This is a genomic window from Gammaproteobacteria bacterium (assembly GCA_033720895.1).
In the GTDB taxonomy this organism is placed as follows: Bacteria; Pseudomonadota; Gammaproteobacteria; order Natronospirales; family JAJUFS01; genus JAWWBS01.
Window position 1 is genome coordinate 1 of the sequence record JAWWBS010000040.1, and the last position, 19,845, is coordinate 19,845.

Annotated in this window: 20 protein-coding genes; 4 read left to right on the forward strand and 16 right to left on the reverse strand. The window is 61.4% G+C overall.

Annotated elements, in window-relative coordinates; translation table 11 throughout:
• On the reverse strand, positions 1-587 hold a 587-nt coding region (locus tag R3217_07030), incomplete at its 3' end, for a M23 family metallopeptidase (protein MDX1455188.1).
• A complete protein-coding gene (locus R3217_07035; protein MDX1455189.1) occupies positions 584-2,731 on the reverse strand; it encodes a thioredoxin domain-containing protein in 2,148 nt (715 codons plus the stop codon). The genes R3217_07030 and R3217_07035, both read right to left, overlap by 4 nt.
• Positions 2,732-2,831: 100 nt before the next feature.
• Between R3217_07035 and R3217_07040 the strand changes: the two genes are divergently transcribed.
• The 4 genes from R3217_07040 (at position 2,832) to folA (ending at position 6,224) form a co-directional block, all read left to right on the forward strand.
• Entirely contained in the window at positions 2,832-4,022 is a 1,191-nt protein-coding gene (locus R3217_07040; protein MDX1455190.1) for a class I SAM-dependent rRNA methyltransferase, read from the forward strand.
• 82 nt (positions 4,023-4,104) lie between these two features.
• Positions 4,105-4,923 (forward strand): prolipoprotein diacylglyceryl transferase, encoded by an 819-nt coding sequence (gene lgt / locus R3217_07045; GenBank protein MDX1455191.1) that lies wholly within the window; start codon positions 4,105-4,107, stop codon positions 4,921-4,923.
• 24 nt (positions 4,924-4,947) lie between these two features.
• The gene (gene thyA / locus R3217_07050) at positions 4,948-5,742 is read left to right on the forward strand and encodes a thymidylate synthase (GenBank protein ID MDX1455192.1); all 795 of its coding nucleotides are present in this window, start codon (positions 4,948-4,950) and stop codon (positions 5,740-5,742) included.
• On the forward strand, positions 5,742-6,224 hold the full coding sequence (gene folA, locus R3217_07055) for a type 3 dihydrofolate reductase (GenBank protein MDX1455193.1): 483 nt from the start codon (positions 5,742-5,744) through the stop codon (positions 6,222-6,224). The genes thyA and folA overlap by 1 nt, the downstream gene beginning before the upstream one ends.
• A 68-nt stretch (positions 6,225-6,292) precedes the next feature.
• Here folA and R3217_07060 read toward each other — a convergent pair whose 3' ends face one another.
• From R3217_07060 to R3217_07125, 14 genes are all read right to left on the reverse strand, one after another.
• Positions 6,293-7,549, reverse strand: coding sequence for a porin (locus R3217_07060; protein MDX1455194.1), 1,257 nt, complete (start codon positions 7,547-7,549; stop codon positions 6,293-6,295).
• 33 nt (positions 7,550-7,582) lie between these two features.
• Positions 7,583-8,038: a hypothetical protein gene (locus R3217_07065; GenBank protein ID MDX1455195.1), complete on the reverse strand. Its 456-nt coding sequence runs from the start codon at positions 8,036-8,038 to the stop codon at positions 7,583-7,585.
• Complete coding sequence (locus R3217_07070) at positions 8,035-9,543, reverse strand: BCCT family transporter (GenBank protein ID MDX1455196.1); 1,509 nt, start codon at positions 9,541-9,543, stop codon at positions 8,035-8,037. Before R3217_07070 ends, R3217_07065 begins: the two co-directional genes overlap by 4 nt.
• 233 nt (positions 9,544-9,776) lie before the next feature.
• On the reverse strand, positions 9,777-11,123 hold the full coding sequence (locus R3217_07075) for an NAD(P)/FAD-dependent oxidoreductase (protein ID MDX1455197.1): 1,347 nt from the start codon (positions 11,121-11,123) through the stop codon (positions 9,777-9,779).
• Positions 11,124-11,140: 17 nt separating this feature from the next.
• Positions 11,141-12,448, reverse strand: a complete 1,308-nt coding sequence (gene kynU / locus R3217_07080; GenBank protein MDX1455198.1) for a kynureninase — start codon at positions 12,446-12,448, stop codon at positions 11,141-11,143.
• On the reverse strand, positions 12,445-13,284 hold the full coding sequence (locus R3217_07085) for a cyclase family protein (GenBank protein MDX1455199.1): 840 nt from the start codon (positions 13,282-13,284) through the stop codon (positions 12,445-12,447). Before R3217_07085 ends, kynU begins: the two co-directional genes overlap by 4 nt.
• A complete protein-coding gene (locus R3217_07090) occupies positions 13,284-14,327 on the reverse strand; it encodes an amidohydrolase family protein (GenBank protein MDX1455200.1) in 1,044 nt (347 codons plus the stop codon). The genes R3217_07085 and R3217_07090 overlap by 1 nt, the downstream gene beginning before the upstream one ends.
• Positions 14,324-14,812 (reverse strand): GNAT family N-acetyltransferase, encoded by a 489-nt coding sequence (locus R3217_07095; protein MDX1455201.1) that lies wholly within the window; start codon positions 14,810-14,812, stop codon positions 14,324-14,326. The genes R3217_07090 and R3217_07095 overlap by 4 nt, the downstream gene beginning before the upstream one ends.
• Positions 14,813-14,817: 5 nt before the next feature.
• Entirely contained in the window at positions 14,818-15,339 is a 522-nt protein-coding gene (locus tag R3217_07100; protein ID MDX1455202.1) for a 3-hydroxyanthranilate 3,4-dioxygenase, read from the reverse strand.
• A gap of 16 nt (positions 15,340-15,355) precedes the next feature.
• On the reverse strand, positions 15,356-15,775 hold the full coding sequence (locus R3217_07105; protein ID MDX1455203.1) for a Rid family hydrolase: 420 nt from the start codon (positions 15,773-15,775) through the stop codon (positions 15,356-15,358).
• A 14-nt stretch (positions 15,776-15,789) separates the two neighbouring features.
• A complete protein-coding gene (locus tag R3217_07110; protein ID MDX1455204.1) occupies positions 15,790-16,560 on the reverse strand; it encodes a Bax inhibitor-1/YccA family protein in 771 nt (256 codons plus the stop codon).
• A 31-nt stretch (positions 16,561-16,591) separates the two neighbouring features.
• Complete coding sequence (locus R3217_07115; protein MDX1455205.1) at positions 16,592-18,049, reverse strand: aldehyde dehydrogenase; 1,458 nt, start codon at positions 18,047-18,049, stop codon at positions 16,592-16,594.
• 4 nt (positions 18,050-18,053) lie between these two features.
• Positions 18,054-18,830 carry an SDR family oxidoreductase gene (locus R3217_07120; protein ID MDX1455206.1) on the reverse strand — a complete coding sequence of 259 codons (777 nt, stop codon included), beginning with the start codon at positions 18,828-18,830 and terminating at the stop codon, positions 18,054-18,056.
• 86 nt (positions 18,831-18,916) lie between these two features.
• Positions 18,917-19,819: a symmetrical bis(5'-nucleosyl)-tetraphosphatase gene (locus R3217_07125; protein ID MDX1455207.1), complete on the reverse strand. Its 903-nt coding sequence runs from the start codon at positions 19,817-19,819 to the stop codon at positions 18,917-18,919.
• Positions 19,820-19,845 lie beyond the last annotated feature (26 nt).

The following is a 19,845-nucleotide window of genomic DNA, read 5'->3' on the forward strand; positions in this document are numbered from 1 at the left end:
CGCTTGAGAAACAGTCCGGGTGGATATTCATTGCGCAGGCCGGCGGATGTCATCATCGTGACTGGCACTGACCAAAGTCCTGCATTTTCGACCCGGGCCTGAACCATGAAATGCAGGTGTGGTTCGGTCGACCAGCCTGTATTGCCCGCCCGTCCGATCAGCTGACCACGCCGCACGCAGTCACCTTCCACTGGCAGCACGCCATCCTTTTCAAAATGCAGGTAGCTGGCGATCGTGCCGTCCCTGTGGCGGATGCGCAGCAGGTTGGCTGCCTCGGCAAAGCGCGACGAGGGCCCGCCACGATCCGAGTCGCCCTTTGCCTCGATTACCAGTCCGCTGCGCGCGGCACACACCGGCGTCCCGAGCGGCAGCGCGATGTCGATGGCATAGGCTTCGCGTCCGTGGTGGCTGTAGCTGCTGTTGTAGCCCTGCAGGACGCTGCGGAATTCATCATCGCAAAGCGGGACCGCATAGGGGATGGCAGGCTCGTGCAGGGCCACCGGTACATGTGCCGGTGGCCGTGTTGCGCAGGCGGTCACGCAGGCAGCGATCAGCAACAGCAGGCCGGAACGGCGTGCCTTGCTCATGGCGAATAGCGTTCCTGGATGAAAGCGTGCAGGGCATCACGATCGGTAATGGGTGGCGAGCAACTGAAGCCACGGCACACATATGCCGTGCATACGCCCTGCGGCTTGTGAACGGAGAGTTCTTCCGGCAGATCATCGGCATCGGTCGGGATCTGGAAAATGAGTGCATGTGGTGGCAGGGCTTTCATCAGGCGTTCGCGCCACACGGACATCATGGTCGGGTCGCCACGCAAGATGATGGTCGGGGGTTCGTCCAGCGCTTCGCGCAGGGCAAGCAGCAGGGTGGCATGTGATCTCGGGCTTTGCAGCAGGTCAGGCCAGGCTGCTCGCAGGCAGCGATCTGCCGCCTGGATATAGCGTGGCTCGCCGAGCAGGCGGCCCAGGCGGTAGAGGGAACGGGCGGCAATGCCGTTGCCCGAGGGCATGGCATCGTCCACGTAGGTCTTGAGCCGCCGTACCGGGTTGTCGTGGTAGCTGGCCGTGAAGAAGAATCCGCCCTTGGCGAGGTCCTCGAAATCCTCCAGCAGGTTTTCGGCGAGGTCCCTGGCAAAATGCACCTGGGCGCTGTCCCAGCGACATTCAAGCAGCGTCAGTATCGCGTCCAGCAGGAAGGCATGGTCATCGAGATAGGCCGGGTACAGCGCCTGTGTGCCACTGATGACGGCATGCAGCCGGTTGTCCTTCCAGGCAGAGGTGCGCAGGTGGTTCAGGGCGTCCCCCGCGGCATCCAGCAGTTCCTCGCGCTCGAGAATGCTGCCGGCATTTGCAAGGGCACGAATCATCAAGGCATTCCAGCTGGTGAGGATCTTGTCGTCCCTGGCCGGATGAGGGCGTTCGGCACGCTTTTCGAACATCCTCTGCCGGGCCGTGCTGACCAGGTATTCGATGTCCTCCCGCTCGGCATCCTGCTCGCGTGACAGGTCGTCGATGTCGGCAGTGATGTTGAGATGCCAGAGACGGTCGAAATTCGGCTGGCGATCGAGTCCGAAATGCTGGCTGGCGATGCTTTCCAGCAAGCCGGCATGCTCGTGCCCCAGCATGGCCTCGGCCAGCTGCTCCCGCGTCCACGTGTAGAAAGCGCCTTCCGCACGTTCGCCGTTTTCCTGCTCCGAATCGGCGTCGAGGGAGCTGTAGAAGGTACCTTCCGGCGAGCGCATCTCGCGCATTGCCCAGTCGGCCGTTTCGTTGGCGATGCGATGAAAGTCGTCCTGGCCCGTGCGTTGCCAGGCCTTGGCATAGAGGCTGAGCAGCTGCGCGTTGTCATACAGCATTTTTTCGAAGTGCGGGATTTCCCAGCGAGCATCGACGCAGTACCGGAAGAATCCACCACCGAGATGATCGTAGAGACCACGCTCGCCCATCCGGCGAAGGCTGAACATGGCAAGCCGCTGGGCCGGCAGGTCGTTCTCGACGAAAGCATGCCGTGTCAGCAGTTCCAGCAAGGTCGGATTGGGAAACTTGGGTGCTGAACCTATGCCGCCATTCTCGCTGTCGAACTGCGTTTCGATCTGGCGGCGGGCTTCTGTCAGCGGCTTGTAGGTGAGGGGTTCGCTGGCATCGACGGGCAGGGTGTCGAATTTCATCAGCACCTGCCGCAGCTTGTCGTTCTGCTGGTTGATGGCATCCGGCTGGTCCTGCCAGGCAGCGTGCACGCGTTTCAGCACATCGGCAAAGCCCGGCATGCCGAAGCGCGCTTCGCGCGGAAAATAGGTACCGGCAAAGAAGGGTGTCAGGTCATCCGGCGACAGCACGACGGTCAGGGGCCAGCCACCACTCCGCTGGGTCAGCAGCTGGTGGGTCTGCTGGTAGATGCGATCGAGGTCCGGGCGCTCTTCGCGGTCGACCTTGATGTTGATGAACAGCTCGTTCATCAGGACGGCTGTCTGCTCGTCTTCGAAGGATTCCCGGGCCATGACATGGCACCAGTGGCAGGCAGAGTAGCCGATGGACAGCAGGATGGGCTTGCGCTGTTCGCGGGCGGCTTCGAGCGATTCCTCGTCCCAGGGCTGCCAGGCAACGGGGTTGTCGGCATGCTGGCGCAGGTAGGGACTGGAGCTGGTGGCCAGCCGGTTGCGGGCGGTGGCGCGTTGACCGCGTTCGCCTTGCTGCGTTTTGCTGTCGCCGAGAGTATCGGAACCAGCCATGGGAACCCCGCCCGCGCGTTGCTAGAATGCACCGACTATAAACCATGCCGACTCAGGGTTCAGCCCTCGATGGCCGGCCTTTCCGCACTGGAGCAACGCCATGTCACTGCCCGAACTGAAACTCCGCAAGAACGAGGAACGCCGCCTGAAGGCGGGCCACCTGTGGGTTTTCAGCAACGAGGTGGACGTCAAGGCAACGCCCCTGACCGCCTTCAAGCCCGGCGAGCAGGTGCAGGTCGTGGCCCAGAACGGCAAGCCGCTGGGCATCGCTTATGTGAACCCGAAGTCCCTGATCGCGGCACGCCTGCTGACCCATGGCAAGGCGGCACCGGTGATCAGCGGTCTCATCGTGCACCGGCTGAACCAGGCGCTGGGCCTGCGCAAGCGACTGTTCGATGAACCCTTCTACCGGCTGGTATTCGGCGAGTCCGACGGGTTGCCCGGCCTGATTGTCGATCGTTTCGACCAGGTGCTGGTTGTCCAGGTGTCTACCGCCGGCATGGAGGCCATGAAGGACGACATCATTGCTGCCTTGCAAAAGGTCGTGAAGCCGGCGGGCATTGTCTTCCAGAACCACGTTCCGATGCGCGAGCTGGAGGGCCTGCCGCTCGGTGAGCCGGACGTGATCGGTGACGTTCCGGCAATGCTGGATGTGGTGGAGAACGGCATTCGCTATGCCATCGATTTCGGCAAGGGCCAGAAAACCGGCTGGTTTTTCGACCAGCGCGAGAATCGCCTCAAATTGCCACGCTATGCCGAGGGCAAGCGCGTGCTGGATGTCTTCAGCTATGCCGGCGGCTGGGGACTGACGGCGGCGAAGGCCGGCGCCGGCGAAGTGACGCTGGTCGACTCCTCGTCCTCTGCGCTGGCGATGGCGCGGCAGAACGCGGCGCTGAACGATGTCGACCTCAGGCTCATCGAAGGTGATGCCTTCAAAGTGCTGGCCGATCTTCGCGAGGCCGGCGAAAAATTCGATGTGGTGGTCGTCGATCCGCCCGCTTTCATCAAGCGCAAGAAGGACTACAAGGCCGGCCTTGCCGCCTACCAGCGCATCAACCAGGCGGCCCTGCAGGTACTGGAAACCGACGGCATCCTGGTGTCCTGCTCCTGCTCCCAGCACCTTTCCGAGCAGGATCTCGCCCGGGCCATCCAGCGTGCAGCGCGTCATGTCGATCGCTTCGCCCAGATCCTGGAACACTGTCACCAGGCCTCGGATCATCCCGAGCATCCGGCGATTCCGGAGACTCGCTACCTCAAGGGCTATGTGACCCGGATATTGCCGGGCACCTGAGGCTGTTAGTGGCTAAAAAATGACCACCACGCGGAGTCAATTCCACGCTGAAAAGCGTCGGGGTGCCGTGTAGAATCCCGTCATGTTCGAATATCCCGATATCGACCCCATCATTGCCAGTTTCGGACCTTTCGAAATCTTCGGCATGACCTTCAATCCCGTGCTGCGCTGGTATGGCGTGATGTACCTGGTTGGCATCGCGCTGGCCTGGTGGCTGTTGCAGAAGCGAGCGAAAAGCGGCCGGCATCCTGGCTGGACCGGCGAACAGGTCACCGACCTCATCTTCTACGGTGCCTTTGGCGTGGTGCTCGGCGGCCGCATCGGCAGCATTCTGTTCTACAACTTCGACAGCTGGCTGACGGATCCGGTCAGCCTCTTCCGGATATGGGAAGGCGGCATGTCCTTCCATGGCGGACTGCTTGGCGTGCTTGTCGCGATGTGGCTTTATGCGCGCCAGAGCGGGCGGCAGTTCTGGGTGCTGGTCGACATGATCGCCCCCGTCGTGCCGCTGGGACTCGGGGCAGGACGTATCGGCAATTTCATCAACGGCGAACTGTGGGGCAAGGTCACCGACTTCCCCCTGGCGATGGTCTACAACGGCCAGCCACGACATGCCTCGCAGCTGTACGAATTCTTCCTGGAAGGTGTGGTGATGTTCGTGGTGCTGTACTGGTACTCGACGAAACCGCGCGCGCTTTGCGCCGTGTCCGGCTGGTTCGCACTGATGTATGGCAGCTTCCGTTTCCTGGTCGAGTTCGTGCGCCTGCCGGATGCGCATATCGGTTACCTCGCCTTTGGCTGGGTCACCATGGGCCAGGTGCTGTCCCTGCCGTTGATCGCCGCCGGCCTTTACCTGCTGTGGCGTTCGCGCAGGGAATCGCCGGCCGAACAACCCGCCTGAGCAAGCTACGGAGAAACAAGCAAGATGCAGCAATACCTGGATCTCATGCGCCGCGCGCGCGAAGAGGGCACGGAAAAGGGTGATCGCACGGGCACTGGCACGCTGAGCGTGTTCGGCCACCAGATGCGCTTCGACCTGTCGCAGGGCTTTCCGATGGTCACGACCAAGAAGCTGCACCTGCGCTCGATCATCCACGAGCTGCTGTGGTTCCTGCAGGGTGATACCAACATCCAGTACCTGAAGGACAATGGTGTTTCCATCTGGGACGAGTGGGCCGACGAGAATGGCGACCTCGGTCCGGTCTACGGATACCAGTGGCGTTCCTGGCCAACGCCTTCCGGCGAGCACATCGACCAGGTTTCCAAGGTCATGCAGCAATTGCAGGAAACACCGGATTCGCGTCGCATCATCGTTTCCGCCTGGAACGTGGCGCAGCTTGATGAAATGGCGCTGGCGCCTTGCCATGCCTTCTTCCAGTTCTATGTCGCGGGCGGCAAGCTGTCCTGCCAGCTTTACCAGCGCAGTGCGGACATTTTCCTCGGCGTTCCCTTCAACATCGCCAGCTACGCCCTGCTGACGCACATGGTCGCGCAGCAATGCGATCTCGAGGTCGGCGACTTCATCTGGACCGGTGGCGATTGCCACCTGTACCTGAACCACCTGGAGCAGGCCGACGAGCAGCTCGCCCGCGATCCGTTGCCGCTGCCCACCCTGAACATCAAGCGCAAGCCCGCCTCGATCTTCGATTACACCTTCGATGATTTTGAAATCGAGGGTTACGAGCATCACCCGCACATCAAGGCGCCGGTCGCGGTCTGATGATCCTGTCCATGATCGTTGCCATGGGCGAGAACCATGCCATCGGCAAGGATGGTGGCATGCCCTGGCATCTGCCGGCCGACTTGCAGTACTTCAAGCGCGTGACCATGGGCAAGCCCATCATCATGGGTCGCAAGACCTTCGAATCCATCGGCAGGCCCTTGCCGGGAAGACCCAACCTGGTGATCACCCGCTCCGAGGATTTCGCACCGGAAGGCGTGGATGTCCATTCCTCGCCGGAGGCTGCGCTGGCCGCCGTGGCCGATGTGGACGAAGCGATGATCATTGGTGGCGGTCGCATCTATGCCGAACTGCTGCCGCAGGCCGATCGGCTTTACGTGACCTTCATCCATGCCGACTTCGAGGCAGATACCTTTTTCCCCGAGCTCGGCAATGAATGGCAGGAGGTTTCGCGCGAAGACCATGCTGCCGACGAGAAGAACCCGGTGGCAACGAGTTACGTGGTGCTGGAACGACGCTGACCGGAAAGGTCAGCCGGAAGTGAAAAAGGGCGCCGATGGCGCCCTTTCTGGTGCAGAGAGGAGCTTCCTCAGAAGTAGACCTCGATGTTGATGTTGAAGCGTGTCTTCCAGCGCGGGTCCTGTTCGCCCTCGGCAAAGGCGATGGCCGCCGGGGTGCCGAGGAAATGGTGGTTCTTGCCGCGAATGAAATCCACGAAGGTGTAGACCGAGCCGGCGCTGATACCGCAACCCAGGGTATGCAACTCCGTGTCCTCCCAGCCCTCCGGGTCCTTCTTCAGTACGGAGTAGTCCGAGTAGCAACGCAGGCCGCTGATCGGTCCCCAGTCGACATCGAAGTCGCGCGACAGGTTGGCGACATAGAGGTCTGCTTCCGCCGCGATGATGTAGCTGCCCGTAAAGGCACCATTGGCGACCTTGCGCGGATCGACGCCGGCGGGATACTCGGGAGCGTACTCGTAGCGAATGGCTTCCAGCTCCACTCCCCACGGCCCGTAATCGCCGTCGAAATGCACGGCTGCGGCCCAGTGATCGCCGGTAAGTTCGGTATCGCTGTTGTAAAGCTGGCCACGGCGCACTGACAGGCCAAGCTCGGTGTTGCTGTCATCACCCGAGGAAATGTCGTAGGCAAGGCGGACGTTGCCCTGGTTGATTTCCTCGTTGTTGAAGGTCCCGTCGCTGACAATGTCGAAGGAATAACGAGCCAGCACGCCGGGATTTGCGTACTCCGGGTTGGAGTAGAAGCCAAGCTGGATGTCCCAGTTGCCTTTTTTCGTCCGGTAACGAACGCCGGTATCGTAGTCGTCTTCCAGGCCGACGTAGTAGGGCACACCGAACCAGTAACTGTGCGAGGCATAAGGCTGGATGCCGAATGGCACCTGGGAAATGCCGATCGCCATGTCGGTCTCCTCATCGAACTGGTAGCCGACCCAGGCATGGTGAATGACATCCATGTACTGGTACCAGCGGTGCTGGGCAGACCAGATGACGTTGCCTTCCCGGCCATTCACATCCAGCCGGAAGGGATCGATGCGGAAGTCGCCACCGCGTGACTTGCTGGTCTCGCTGTAATCACGCCAGGCGAAATTGGTCCAGAAGGAACCGCCCAATTCGTTGTAGTCCTTGCTGCTGCTCTCCTCGTCCGACGACTCGTCATCGATTTCATCCAGCTGTTTGCGCGTGGCCTGCAGTTCCTTTTCCAGGGCCTCCAGCCTTTCGAGCAGGGCACCGTCACGCTGCCGCGAGTCTTCCTCCGCGGCCTGAATGGCAGTCGGTGTCGATGCGGCGATCGCAAGCGCCAGGCAGGCCGGCCAGTGCCAGGTTTTCATCATGTTCTCCTCGCTTGTTCTGGAGCCGGGCCGTCACTCTGCCCAGTTCGAATATTCTTCGAGAAAATCGTGGATGATGCCGTCACGGGTAAATTCGTCCAGGTTGTACTCACGCTTGCCACCGCGCTTGGGGACGACTTCCGCGCGGGTGATGCGTGGCTCGTCCTTGCCGCCGAACTCCGGAAAGGCAAAGGACATGGTGTGGTAGACATGCCCGCGGATGCCGTAGGAAAACTCCTCCTTGCCGTCCTTGAATACCTGTATCGACGCCTGGTACTTGCGAGGGTCGATTTCTACGGTGCGCCCGTAATTTGCCAGCTCCTTCTCGAGGTCCTGGAAGGCGGGTACCACTGTCGAGACGATGAACTGTTCCAGTTCCTCGCGAGCGACATCGATCTGCTCGCGATTGGAATCGGGTACACGAGCCGGCTGGCTCTGCATGACCTCTTTCAGTTCTTCACGCCAGTCTTTCTTTTCCTTCTTGCTCATTTCCGACCCCCCATCAGCGTGCGGTGCTGATCGTCGTAATCACTGCTCAGCCCCCTGACCAGGGACCAGCAGATAAACAGCATGATGGCGCAGAACGGCAGGGCAGTGGTGATGGCCACCGTCTGCAAGGCCACGAGGCCGCCGGTCAGCAGCAGCACGGCAGCCACTGCGCCTTCGGACAAGGCCCAGAAAATCCGCTGGCCGACCGGCGGATTGAGCTCGCCACCGGACGTCAGGATGTCGATGACCAGCGAACCCGAGTCGGACGACGTCACGAAGTAGGTCGCGATGACGATGACCGCCAACGTTGAAGTGACCGATGCCCAGGGCAGCCGTTCCAGCATGACAAACAGGGCGGTGTCGACGTTCGCATTCACCGCAGACAGGATGCCGCCATTGCCGAACAGTTCCATGTGAATGGCTGTATTGCCGAATACCACCATCCAGATGAAGGTCAGCAAGGTGGGGACCAGCAGGACGCCACTGATGAATTCACGGATGGTACGACCGCGCGACACTCTCGCGATGAACATGCCGACGAACGGTGACCAGGAAATCCACCAGCCCCAGTAGAACATGGTCCAGCTCTTCTGCCAGTCCTGCCCCTGGTAGGCATCCGTGTCGAAGGACATCGAAACCACGCTGGACAGGTAGTTCCCGAGGTTTTGCGGGAAGGACATCAGCAGGAATGTCGTCGGCCCGGCAATGAAGATGAACAGCACCAGCAGAAGCCCCAGCCCGAGATTGATCTCGGACAGCCTGCGGATGCCGCCATCCAGGCCTGTAACCACCGAAATGGTGGCTGCCAGCGTGATGCCGGCGATCAGCCACAGCTGGTTGGCGACGGATGAATCCATCAGCCCGAGAAATTCCAGGCCGCGATTGATCTGCATGATGCCGAGACCGAGGGAAGTGGCGATGCCGAACAGCGTGCCGAACACCGCGAGAATCTCGACAGTGTTGCCAATCGGTCCGTAGATCTTCTTGCCCAGCAGGGGGAACAGGGTCGAGCGAATGGTCAGCGGCAGGTCGTAGCGAAAGGCGAAGAATGCCAGCGCCAGGCCGATGACGATGTAGATTGCCCAGGCATGCAGGCCCCAGTGGAAAAAGGTGATGCGCATGGCTTCACGCGCTGCCGCCAGCGTTTCGGGATTGGCGTCCGGCGGTGAACCGTAATGCAGGATCGGTTCGGCCACGCTGTAGAACAGCAAGCCGATGCCCATGCCTGCGGAAAATAGCATGGCAAACCAGGTGTAGCGGCTGTACTCGGGCTCGTCATCATCCTTGCCGAGCTTCAGTTCGCCGAAACGACTGAACAGCAACCAGAGCACGAAGCCGAGGAAGAACGTGACCGACAGGGTGTAGAACCAGCCAAGCCGGGTGATGATGAAATCCTGGACCACGCTGAATACGGTCTTGGTCTGCTCCGGCATGACGGCGCCGAAGATGACAAACGCCAGGATCACGCTGGCCGAGATAAAGAAAACCGGACGATGAACCCTCATCGCTTTCTCCTTGTTCTTTTGCTGAGCAAGGTTCGGGCGACAGCGTCAACGAGTGCTTGCAGGACATAAGCACTTCGTGCAGCAGAGAGCTGCTGAACATGCGCTGCCGGGTGAAGCTTCAGGCTACGGAAACTGACAGTGAATGTGAAACTGATGCGAAATTCCGGTTATTCGCCGCTAACTGCCGTGATCTGCATGTAAAAAAGCGGAAATGCCGCCGGTCGTCGCGATGATCATCCGTGCAGCGAATCCAGTTCCGCTTCCACGGCAGGAAAATCCACGTCTTCGAGAGCATTGCAGCCTGCAATGTGCCGGTCGAGGAAGTCGCTCTGGCGCTTGCCGCGTGCCTGGGCATCCGCATAGGCAATCTCGGGGTGGAACATCACCATGGAGTAGCGCGGAATGAATGCCCGTGGATGACGCTTCTCCAGTTCGAAGGCAAGCTGCTTCTTGAGGTGAAAGCGTGGATCACGAACCGAGTCGCGCATCTCGATGTAGTTGTCCAGCGCCATGTCGGCAATGGCATCGGCATTCGGTTTGCGCAGTTCGCTGAAGGCCGGGAAGATGGCCGACCAGTCACCGCCCTGCGACTCGATCAGCTGGTCGAGCTGCAGGCAGTCCTCGAAGGCGCAGTTCATGCCCTGGCCATGGAAGGGGACGATGGCGTGTGCCGCATCGCCCAGCAGTACGGCGAAGTCCTCGACATGCCAGGGCTGGCAACGCACGGTACCCAGCGAGCCCGTCGGATTGCCGAAGTATTCTTCCTGCAGGTCCGGCAGCAGCGGATGAAGATCGGCAAACTCCTGCTTGAAAAAGGATTCGACGGTCTCCGGCGTGTCGATGCTGGCAAAGCTCGTCTCGCCTTCACTGGCCAGGAACAGGGTCACGGTGAAACTGCCGTCCAGGTTCGGCAAAGCAATGACCATGTAGCCGCCACGGGGCCAGATGTGCAGGGCTTCGGCGTCTATGCGGAAGCCGCCATCGTCGGCCGGTGGTATCGAGAGTTCCTTGTAGGCGTGGTCCAGCATGTCGGTATGGCTGTCGATGCCGAGTTTCTTCTCCATGGCATGCCGCACCGGCGAGCCGGCACCATCGGCGGCAATGACGCGACAGTTGTCCTCGGTGATCAGCTCGTTGGCCTGCAGGTCCCTGACGGCGAGACTGCGTGCGTCGAAATCCACATCGACGATTTCGTGTTCGAATTTCAGCGTCACCTTGCCGGTAGCCTCGGCGGCATCCATCAGTGCCTTGTTCAGTTCGCCGCGAGACACGGAGTAATTGATTTCATCAGGATTGATGCTGTAGCGCTGGAACTGCAGCTTGCCTTCCTTGTCATGCAGCATGCGACCGGGCATCGGCAGCATCAGGGGCCTCACCTGGTCCATCACGCCGGCATGCGCCAGCGCGGCAATGCCTCGATCGGCAAGCGCGAGGTTGATGGAGCGACCGGCGGACTGCTCGATCTTGCGCATGTCACTGCGCTTCTCGTAGACGGTCACGTGCATGCCGCGACGTGCCAGCATGACCGCCAGCAGGGAGCCGGCCAGTCCGGCGCCAGAAATGATGATGCGTTCAGCCATGAGTATTTACGTTCCTGTCAGTGACCCGGCAGGGCCTTTTCCAGTGTATCGACGAAGCGATAGACATCCATGTAGCTGTTGTACAGCGGCACCGGCGCGATACGGATGACGTCCGGTTCCCGCCAGTCACCGGTAACGCCTTCGTCCTCGAGTGCCTTGAATACCTTGCGACCGGTCTCGGCATCGCCATTCTTCATGCGCAGGCTCAACTGGCAGCCCCGCCTTGCCGGGTCGGCCGGCGTGATGATGTCGATGTCCTCGGGCAGCTTTTCCTTCAGCAGGAATTCGAGATAGCCGGTCAGGTGCAGCGACTTGGCGCGCAACCGCTCCATCCCGACTTCGCTGAAGATTTCCAGCGATGCAAGAATGGGGGCCAGGGCCATGATGGGCGGATTCGACAGCTGCCAGCCCTCCGCGGAGGGAATGGCATGGAAATCCGGGCCCATCTTGAAGCGCGTGGACTTTTCATGGCCCCACCAGCCGGCAAAGCGCGGCAGGTCTGCCTGGTGATGGCGTTCGTGCACGAAGCAGCCTGCCACGGCGCCCGGTCCGGAATTCATGTACTTGTAGTTGCACCACACGGCGAAATCCACATCCCAGTCGTGCAGCTTCAGCGGCAGGTTGCCTACGGCATGGGCGAGGTCGAAGCCGACCACGCAGCCTTTCGCATGTCCCAGCCGCGCAATCTCCGCCAGGTCGAAGAACTGGCCGGTGTAGTACTGCACGCCTGGCAGCATGACCAGCGCGATCGAATCTCCTTCTTCTTCGATATAGCGCGCGATGTCCTCGGCACGCAGGCAGGCCTCGCCGTCGCGCGGCGCCAGCTCGACCAGCGCCTCGTCCGGATCGAAACCATGGAAGCGCACCTGCGATTCGGTCGCATAGCGATCCGAGGGAAACGCCTGCTTTTCGATGACCAGCTTGTAGCGTTTCTGCGTCGGTCGGTAGAAGGACACGAGCATGAAGTGCAGGTTGGCCGTCAGGGTGTTCATGGTCACGACTTCGGTCGGCCTTGCGCCAACCAGTTCGGCTGTCTTCTCCGTCAGGAACTCGTGGTAGGGCATCCACGGACGGCGCGCATCGAAGTGGCCCCGCACACCGAGACTGGCCCACTCGTCCAGTTCTTCCTGGACGAACTGCCGCGTGCTCTTTGGCTGCAGCCCCAGCGAATTGCCACAGAAATAGATTTCCTCGCCAACGCCATCGCGCTGGGGGACATGGAACCTGTCACGGTAGCCAGCCAGCGGATCGGCACGATCCTGCTCGGCGGCAAACTCGAGGTCGCTGCGGTACGGGGCGGAAAAACTTCCGGAATCGACGGTCATGAAATCACTGCCTGGTAGATGATGGGTCGGGAGGGTGCCGCATCGGTCATGAAGGGTGGCAGCTGCAGGTTCAGCAGGTAATAGCCATCCGGCACGACGTCCGGGACATAGATCATTTCGGTTACGGTGCAATGTGCCCGATCGGCCGCTTTTGCCGAGCGCTCGCCGGGCGGCAGCCCGAAGAAAATGTGGTGTGCGCTCAACCTGCCACCATCGGCCATGCGGTCCAGCGACGGCACGTCCAGCAGGATGTGTTCCACCCCCAGGTCGACCAGCAGGCTGGCCGCTTCCATGGAGAGGAACGGCGGCGGGTCGTCTGCATGGTATTCCTGCACCGCCTTGTGATCACTGTTCGGCAAGGTACGTATGATCAAGGCATGTCGCATGCGCTCGTGATCATGTTCTTCAAGGGCTTCCTTGATGGCATACGCCGTGATCATGCGATCGTTCGGTGCCGGATTTGGCAGGCTCGTTTCGCGAGTTCGTGCATGGGTCATCGGGTTGATGGTGATCAGCGTTGCCGGCAGCAGTCCGAGCCCCGGCATGTCGCCGACACAGATATCGTCGTGCACGATGTGTCCGATGCACTCTGTATGCGTGCCATTGCAGTGCGGTGTGAGTTCGTAGGTCTGCACGTTGCAACTGCCGCCATGGCGCGTGTTGCCGACCCAGTCTCCTGCTGCCAGGTCCTTGCTGCGCGCATCCGGCGCGCCGAAGAAGCGTGGTTGCTCCCCGTTGAAAAGCAGGGGGATCGACAGGTCGATCGGCTTGTCCGGGTCGGCGGAGATCGTCTCGTCGCCAACATCCAGCGACAGGCTCAGGTTGGCTCGTGACATCAGTGCTCTCCCTCAGTACGCGCCTCGAAACGGGAAAGCGGCAGGTCCAGCCATTCCAGTGCGGCGCCATGCAGCAGCAGGTCACGGGTTTCCGGCTCGAGATCCAGCGACTCGATCAGCTCGCCCGGATGATGCTCGCCCAGCGGGAACGGGTAGTCACTGCCGAGGGCAATGCGCTCTGCGCCTACCAGTTCGATCATGTATTTCAATGCAGCCGTATCATGCACCAGCGAGTCCAGCCAGAACCTGCCAAGGTAGTCACGCGGGCTGACAGCATTGTCCACCGCACAAAGATCGGGCCGGACGTCGAAGCCATGCTGGATGCGGCCGATGGTGAAGGGGAAAGCGCCGCCGCCGTGCGCGAAGGCCACTCGCAGTTTCGGCAGGCGCTCGAACACGCCGCCGAAGATCATGGAACAGATTGCCATGGTGGTCTCGGCCGGCATGCCGACCAGCCAGGGCAGCCAGTACTTCGGCATGCGCTCCCTTGCCAGCATGTCCCAGGGGTGCACGAACAGCGCTGCGCCCAGGTCCTGGGCCGCTTCGAAAACCGGGAACAGCTCCGGCGCATCGAGGTTCAGGCCATTGACGTGCGAACCGATCTGGATGCCGGGCATGCCCAGGTCCTTGATGCAGCGCTCCAGTTCCCGGGTGGCAAGATCGGCATCCTGCATCGGCACCGTGCCCAGGGCAACAAAGCGGCTCGGATCGGTCGCAGCAGTCTCGGCAATGTGGTCGTTCAGGAAGCGCGACAGGTCATGGGTGTCGGCCGGCTTGGCCCAGTAGCTGAACATGACCGGTACGGTCGACAGTACCTGCACGTCCACATCTGCGGTATCGCATTCGGCAAGACGCACGCCCGGATCCCAGCAATTGGCCTCGATGGTCCTGAAGAACGTGTCGTTCTTCATCATGTGGGCGCAGCCAGTGTCATTCTGGTGCTCGAGCCGGATCCACTCGCCGTAGCCATACTTGTCGCGCAGGTTGGGCCATTCCTTCGGCAGGATGTGGGTGTGTATGTCGATCTTGAGTGGCTTGCTCATGAGGTGGCCTTGTTGTTCATCTTGTTCTGGCTCAGGTCCAGGCGCATGAAGCGGCTCACCGGGTCGTCGGCGTAATCGGCAAAGGGCCCACAGGGCTCGAAATCGAAACTGGCGTAGAGCTGGCGCGCCGCTTCGTAGAATTCCATGTTGCCGGTTTCGAGCAACAGTTCCGACAGGCCCAGACGCCTTGCATCGGCGATGAGCGTGTCTACCAGCATCCTGCCGATTCCCCGGCCGCGAAACGACGGGTCTACGCACAGGGATTTTATCTCCGCCTGCCGGTTTCCCAGTTCCTTCATGGCAATGCAGCCAGCGACCAGTTCTCCCTGGCTTGCCGACCAGAAGGTCACGCCCGGCTCGATCAGGGCCTCGATGTCGAGTACGTACGGCGCATGCGCCGGATGTGTTGCCCGGCTGGCAGCGATGTAATCCTGGAGGAGCTTCCTTACCGGTTTCCTGTCGGGGCTGTCCTTGCGAATTTCCATGACGGTCACTTCTTTCTCAGGTCCGGCATGACTTCGCCGCATTTGTCACAAGTGCGCTTCGCTTCATCACCGAAATAATTCTCGAACACGGCGTGGAAGTCCTTTTCGATGTCCTTCAGGGGGAAGTACTCCTCGTAGAGGAGATTGTGGCACTTGTCGCAGAACCACATCAGGCCGTCTTTCTCGCCCTCGGTGCGCTTGCGCTCGATCACCAGGCCGACCGAGTTTTCCATGCGCTGCGGGGAATGCGGCACCTTCGGCGGCAGCAGGAAGATTTCGCCCGCCTTGATGGGGTAGTCCACCGGCTTGCCGTCCTGCATGGTCTTCAACACCATCTCGCCTTCGAGCTGGTAGAAGAACTCCGGGCCTTCTTCCCAGTGGTAGTCCGAGCGCGTATTCGGGCCGCCGACCACCATGACGATGAAGTCGCCGTCCGGGTACACGACCTTGTTGCCGACCGGCGGCTTCAGCAGGTGACGGTTGTCATCGATCCAATTCTGGAAATTCAGCACGTTCATGGCATTCATCGCTGTTCTCCTTCGATCATTCCACGACCGCGATGCACTTCAGCTCGATCGCGATCGGCGTCGGCAGGCTGGAGATTTCCACCGTGGTACGGCAAGGCTGGTTGTCCTTGAAGTACTCGGCATAGATGCGGTTGTAAGTCTTGAAGTCGTCTTTCATGTTGGTCAGGAAGACCGTCACATCCACCAGCTTGTCCCAGCTCGAGCCCGAGGCTTCGAGGATGTGGCCGACATTCTGGAACACCGAGTGACATTGCTGCTCGATGTCGTAGGCGGTGATGTTGCCATCGGCATCCAGTGTCACACCGGGAATGTCCTTCGAGCCGCGCTGGCGCGGACCGACGCCGGACAGGAACAAGAGGTTCCCGACCTGGCGGGCGTGCGGGTAGAGGCCGACCGGTTCCGGTGCCTTGTCCGAATCGAATTTCTGACTGCTCATTGTGTCATTGCCCCTCAACGACGCAGCTTGGACAACAGGCGCAGGATTTCCAGGTACAGCCAGACCAGCGTCACGGTCAGGCCGAAGGCGCCATACCATTCCATGTATTTCGGTGCGCCGACCTCGGCGCCATGCTCGATGAAGTCGAAATCCAGCACCAGGTTCAGCGCGGCGATCGTGACCACGACCAGGCTGAAGCCGATGCCGATCGGGCCGGAATCATGGATGAAACCGATGCTCGCACCGAAAAAACCCATGACGAAGTTGACCATGTACAACAGGAAGATGCCGCCGGTTGCGGCAACAATGCCCAGCTTGAAGTTCTCGGTCGCCTTGATCAGCCCGGAGCGGTAGGCGGCCAGCAGCGAGAACAGCGTCAGCAGCGTCAGGCCGACCGCCTGGATGACAATGCCGGGGAACTGCATCTCGAACATGGCGGAGATGCCGCCAAGCGCCAGGCCTTCCAGCGCGGCGTACAGCGGGGCGGTGTAGGGCGACCAGGTCGCCTTGAACACGGTAACGAGTGCAACGACCAGTCCGCCAATGATGCCGATCAACATCAGCGGCATGACGGAGGCCATGGCATCGCTGTTCGGATTGGCCATGGCTTCGTAGAAGCCGTTCCAGGTGTAGCTGGCCGTGAGCAGCAGGATGGCGAACATGATGAAGCACTTGTTCACCGTGCCGGTCAGCGTCATGCGCTCTCCGCTTGCACTGTCATAGCCGCCCAGCGTGCTCGGCTGGGAAAAGGTCTTGTCATTCAGTACCGGGTTGCCTGATCGCATCATGCTCTCCTGCTGGATTGATCGTTGGAACTCATTCGTACTTGATGGTCACGTTCTTTGCTTCGGTGAAAAAGCGCATGGCCTCGAAGCCGCCTTCGCGGCCGACGCCGGAATGCTTCATGCCGCCCATCGGCACGCGCAGGTCGCGCAGCATCCAGGTGTTGATCCACACGAGACCTGCGTCGATGTTCGCGGCAACGCGATGCGCGCGGCTGGTGTCGCCGGTCCAGATGGAGCAGGCGAGGCCGTAGTCGGTGGCGTTCGCCAGGCGCAGGGCGTCGTGCTCGTCCTCGAAAGCCTGGATGGTGACGACGGGTCCGAAGATTTCTTCCTGGTTGGTCCTGCAATGCGGGCCGAGACCGGTGATGACCGTCGGCGCGACGAAGTAACCGTTTTCGCAGCGGCCTTCGAGCATCACGCGTTCGCCGCCGCACTCGATCCTGCCGCCTTCGTCTTTTGCCAGCTGGATGCAGTCCAGCACCTTGTTCATGTGCGGCTCGGACACCAGCGCACCAAAGGTCGTGCCAGCTTCCATCGGATCGGCTGGCGCGATCGCCCTGACCTTGTCGACAAAGGCCTTGATGAATTTCCTTTCGATGCTCTTCTCGACCAGGATGCGCGAGCCACACAGGCAGATCTGGCCCTGGTTGGCGAAGGCTGCGCGAACGACTTCGTCCAGCATTACATCCCAGTCTGTGTCAGCAAAGACCAGCGTCGGATTCTTGCCGCCGAGCTCCAGCGACAGTTTCTTGAATTTCGGTGCGGCGCGCGAGGCAATGTCGGCGCCGGTTTTCGTGCCGCCGGTGAAGGAGATGGCCTTGATGTCCGGGTGCTCGACCAGCGCGGGGCCGATGTCCGCACCGCGACCATGCAGGATGTTCAGCACGCCAGCGGGCAGCCCGGCCTCGTTTGCCAGTTCGCCGAGCAGGGTCGCCGTCAGTGGCGTGACCTCGGAGGGCTTGCCGATGACGCAATTGCCCGCGGCCAGTGCGGGCGCGATTTTCCAGGTAAAGAGATACAGCGGCAGGTTCCAGGGCGAAATGCAGGCGACCACGCCGTGCGGCTGCCGCAGCGTGTAATTGATCGCGCCTTGCTCCATGGCATGCGCTTCGCTGGCGAACTGAGTCGCGGCAGCGGCAAAGAAGCGGAAATTCTGTGCGGCGCGCGGAATGTCGACCGTGGAGGACACGCTCAGCGGCTTGCCGTTGTCCTTCGATTCGGCTTCGGCGAGACGATCGAGATTGGCTTCGATCAGGTCGGCAAGGCGATACAGGATGCGACCGCGATCATCCGCCGGGGTGCGGGCCCATTCATGTGCGGCCGACAGGGCCGCGCCGACGGCATGGTCAAGATCCTGTTCGCAGGCATTGGCCAGTTTTGCATACACCTCACCGGTCGCCGGCTCGATGACATCCAGCCATTCGATCTTGCCGTCACGCGGGGCGGGATCGACGAATTCACCATTGATGAAATGCTGCAGCTTCTGCATGGCATCAGATCCCGTTCAGGCGACCGCCATCGACGGGCAGGGACACGCCAGTGATGTAGGCAGCGGCAGGCGAAGCCAGGAACGCAATGGCGGCAGCCGTTTCCTCTGGTCGGGCAAAGCGACCAGCCGGCACTTGTTTCAATGCGGCCTGCGCCACGGCATCCGGCAGCTGACCGGTCTTCTCGGCCTTGGCCGCGAAGAGTTTTTCCAGTCGGCCGGTGTCGGTGAAGCCGGGCAGCACGTTATTGACGGTGATGCCTTCGGCGGCGACTTCCTTGGCCAGGGTCTTGGCCCAGCCGGCGACGGCAGCGCGCACGGTATTCGATACGCCCAGCCCCGGGATGGGTTCGTAAACCGAGGTGGAAATGATGTTGATGATGCGGCCGCGGCCGGCTTCACGCATCCCCGGCAGCAGCCCCTGGACCAGGCGCTGGTTGGCGACGAGGTGGCGCTGGAAGGCGGCAAGAAAGGCATCAGGCTCGGCATCGACAATGGGTCCGCCCGGCGGGCCGCCGGCGTTGTTGACCAGGATGGTGTAGCCGCGATCCGACAGCTGCTTTTCGATCAGCGCTTCCAGCGCTGCGGTATCGTCGAAATCGGCGACGATGGCGTCATGCGGACTGCCGCCGAGCTCCTCGACCAGTGCCGCGAGCTTGTCCTGGCTGCGGGCCATGACCGTGACGGTGGCGCCCAGGCCAGCCAGCTGCTTTGCGGTGGCACGGCCGATGCCCTCGGAAGCGCCGCAAACCAGTGCTTTCTGACCCTTGAGATCGATATCCATGTCGCCCCTTTCTGAATTCTCTGTGGTTGTTCCCGGAGACCCTTCTTATAAGGAGTCAAGAAACCCTGCCTATTGTCGCTGGCTCGTCAGCCGGGTTCCAGTGCCCCGCGGCAGTCGACGCTGATTTCCGGTTGCTCGCCATCCGCTGCCAGGGGGCTCAGCCGCATGGCTGTCAGGCAGCCACCCCACAGGCAGCCGGTGTCCAGCGCGACCACGTCGTCCCGGCCGGTGCCAACCGGCCCCAGCGTGGACCAGTGACCGAAGACGATTTTCTGCCCCAGCCATTCCGGATCTGGCACTGCGTACCAGGGCAGCAGGCCTTCCCGCTGGCTGCCGGGGGCGCCTTTTTCGCGGAAATCCAGCTGGCCGTCGGCGGTGCAGTAACGCATGCGCGTGCAGGCATTGATGGTGAAACGCCAGCGTGGCAGCGGGTCATCCCCATGCTCGAGCTCGGCGCTCCATTGGTCCGGCTGATTGCCGTACATGTCGGCCAGCAGGCGGTCGATATCCACCGATTGCAGCATCAGCTCGACTTCATGGGCGCAGCTCAGCGCCTGGGCGCGATTCCATTGCGGTGGCAGTCCGGCGTGGACCATCAAGCAGTCCAGTTCGTGATCGACATGCAGCAATGGCCGGTGCCGCAGCCAGTCGAGCAATTCATCGCTGTCGCTGGCTGCCAGCAGCTCTGCAAAGGTGTCCTTGTCGCCGGCTTGCACGTGCCCATGGGCCACGGCCAGCAAGTGCAGGTCGTGATTGCCCAGCACGGTGACGGCACTGCGGCCCAGGTCGCGCACGAAGCGCAGGGTCTCGAGGGAATCGGGGCCGCGGTTGACCAGGTCCCCCGTCAGCCACAGCTCGTCCCGGGCGGGATCGAAATCGATCTTTTCGAGCAGCGCCTTGAGCGCATCGAGGCAGCCCTGCACATCGCCGATTGCCCAGGTATTGCGGCGTGGTCGATGAGCTGGCGTGCCGGATGCCGTCGTGCTCATCAGTTCAGGACGCCCGGGCAGGCCAG

Bases quoted from the DNA above. Each gene is read 5' to 3' on its own strand.
- R3217_07035 (MDX1455189.1), bottom strand. From the start codon at position 2,731: ATGGCTGGTTCCGATACTCTCGGCGACAGCAAAACGCAGCAAGGCGAA.
- R3217_07040 (MDX1455190.1), top strand. From the start codon at position 2,832: ATGTCACTGCCCGAACTGAAACTCCGCAAGAACGAGGAACGCCGCCTG.
- lgt (MDX1455191.1), top strand. From the start codon at position 4,105: ATGTTCGAATATCCCGATATCGACCCCATCATTGCCAGTTTCGGACCT.
- thyA (MDX1455192.1), top strand. From the start codon at position 4,948: ATGCAGCAATACCTGGATCTCATGCGCCGCGCGCGCGAAGAGGGCACG.
- folA (MDX1455193.1), top strand. From the start codon at position 5,742: ATGATCCTGTCCATGATCGTTGCCATGGGCGAGAACCATGCCATCGGC.
- R3217_07060 (MDX1455194.1), bottom strand. From the start codon at position 7,549: ATGAAAACCTGGCACTGGCCGGCCTGCCTGGCGCTTGCGATCGCCGCA.
- R3217_07065 (MDX1455195.1), bottom strand. From the start codon at position 8,038: ATGAGCAAGAAGGAAAAGAAAGACTGGCGTGAAGAACTGAAAGAGGTC.
- R3217_07070 (MDX1455196.1), bottom strand. From the start codon at position 9,543: ATGAGGGTTCATCGTCCGGTTTTCTTTATCTCGGCCAGCGTGATCCTG.
- R3217_07075 (MDX1455197.1), bottom strand. From the start codon at position 11,123: ATGGCTGAACGCATCATCATTTCTGGCGCCGGACTGGCCGGCTCCCTG.
- kynU (MDX1455198.1), bottom strand. From the start codon at position 12,448: ATGACCGTCGATTCCGGAAGTTTTTCCGCCCCGTACCGCAGCGACCTC.
- R3217_07085 (MDX1455199.1), bottom strand. From the start codon at position 13,284: ATGTCACGAGCCAACCTGAGCCTGTCGCTGGATGTTGGCGACGAGACG.
- R3217_07090 (MDX1455200.1), bottom strand. From the start codon at position 14,327: ATGAGCAAGCCACTCAAGATCGACATACACACCCACATCCTGCCGAAG.
- R3217_07095 (MDX1455201.1), bottom strand. From the start codon at position 14,812: ATGGAAATTCGCAAGGACAGCCCCGACAGGAAACCGGTAAGGAAGCTC.
- R3217_07100 (MDX1455202.1), bottom strand. From the start codon at position 15,339: ATGAATGCCATGAACGTGCTGAATTTCCAGAATTGGATCGATGACAAC.
- R3217_07105 (MDX1455203.1), bottom strand. From the start codon at position 15,775: ATGAGCAGTCAGAAATTCGATTCGGACAAGGCACCGGAACCGGTCGGC.
- R3217_07110 (MDX1455204.1), bottom strand. From the start codon at position 16,560: ATGCGATCAGGCAACCCGGTACTGAATGACAAGACCTTTTCCCAGCCG.
- R3217_07115 (MDX1455205.1), bottom strand. From the start codon at position 18,049: ATGCAGAAGCTGCAGCATTTCATCAATGGTGAATTCGTCGATCCCGCC.
- R3217_07120 (MDX1455206.1), bottom strand. From the start codon at position 18,830: ATGGATATCGATCTCAAGGGTCAGAAAGCACTGGTTTGCGGCGCTTCC.
- R3217_07125 (MDX1455207.1), bottom strand. From the start codon at position 19,819: ATGAGCACGACGGCATCCGGCACGCCAGCTCATCGACCACGCCGCAAT.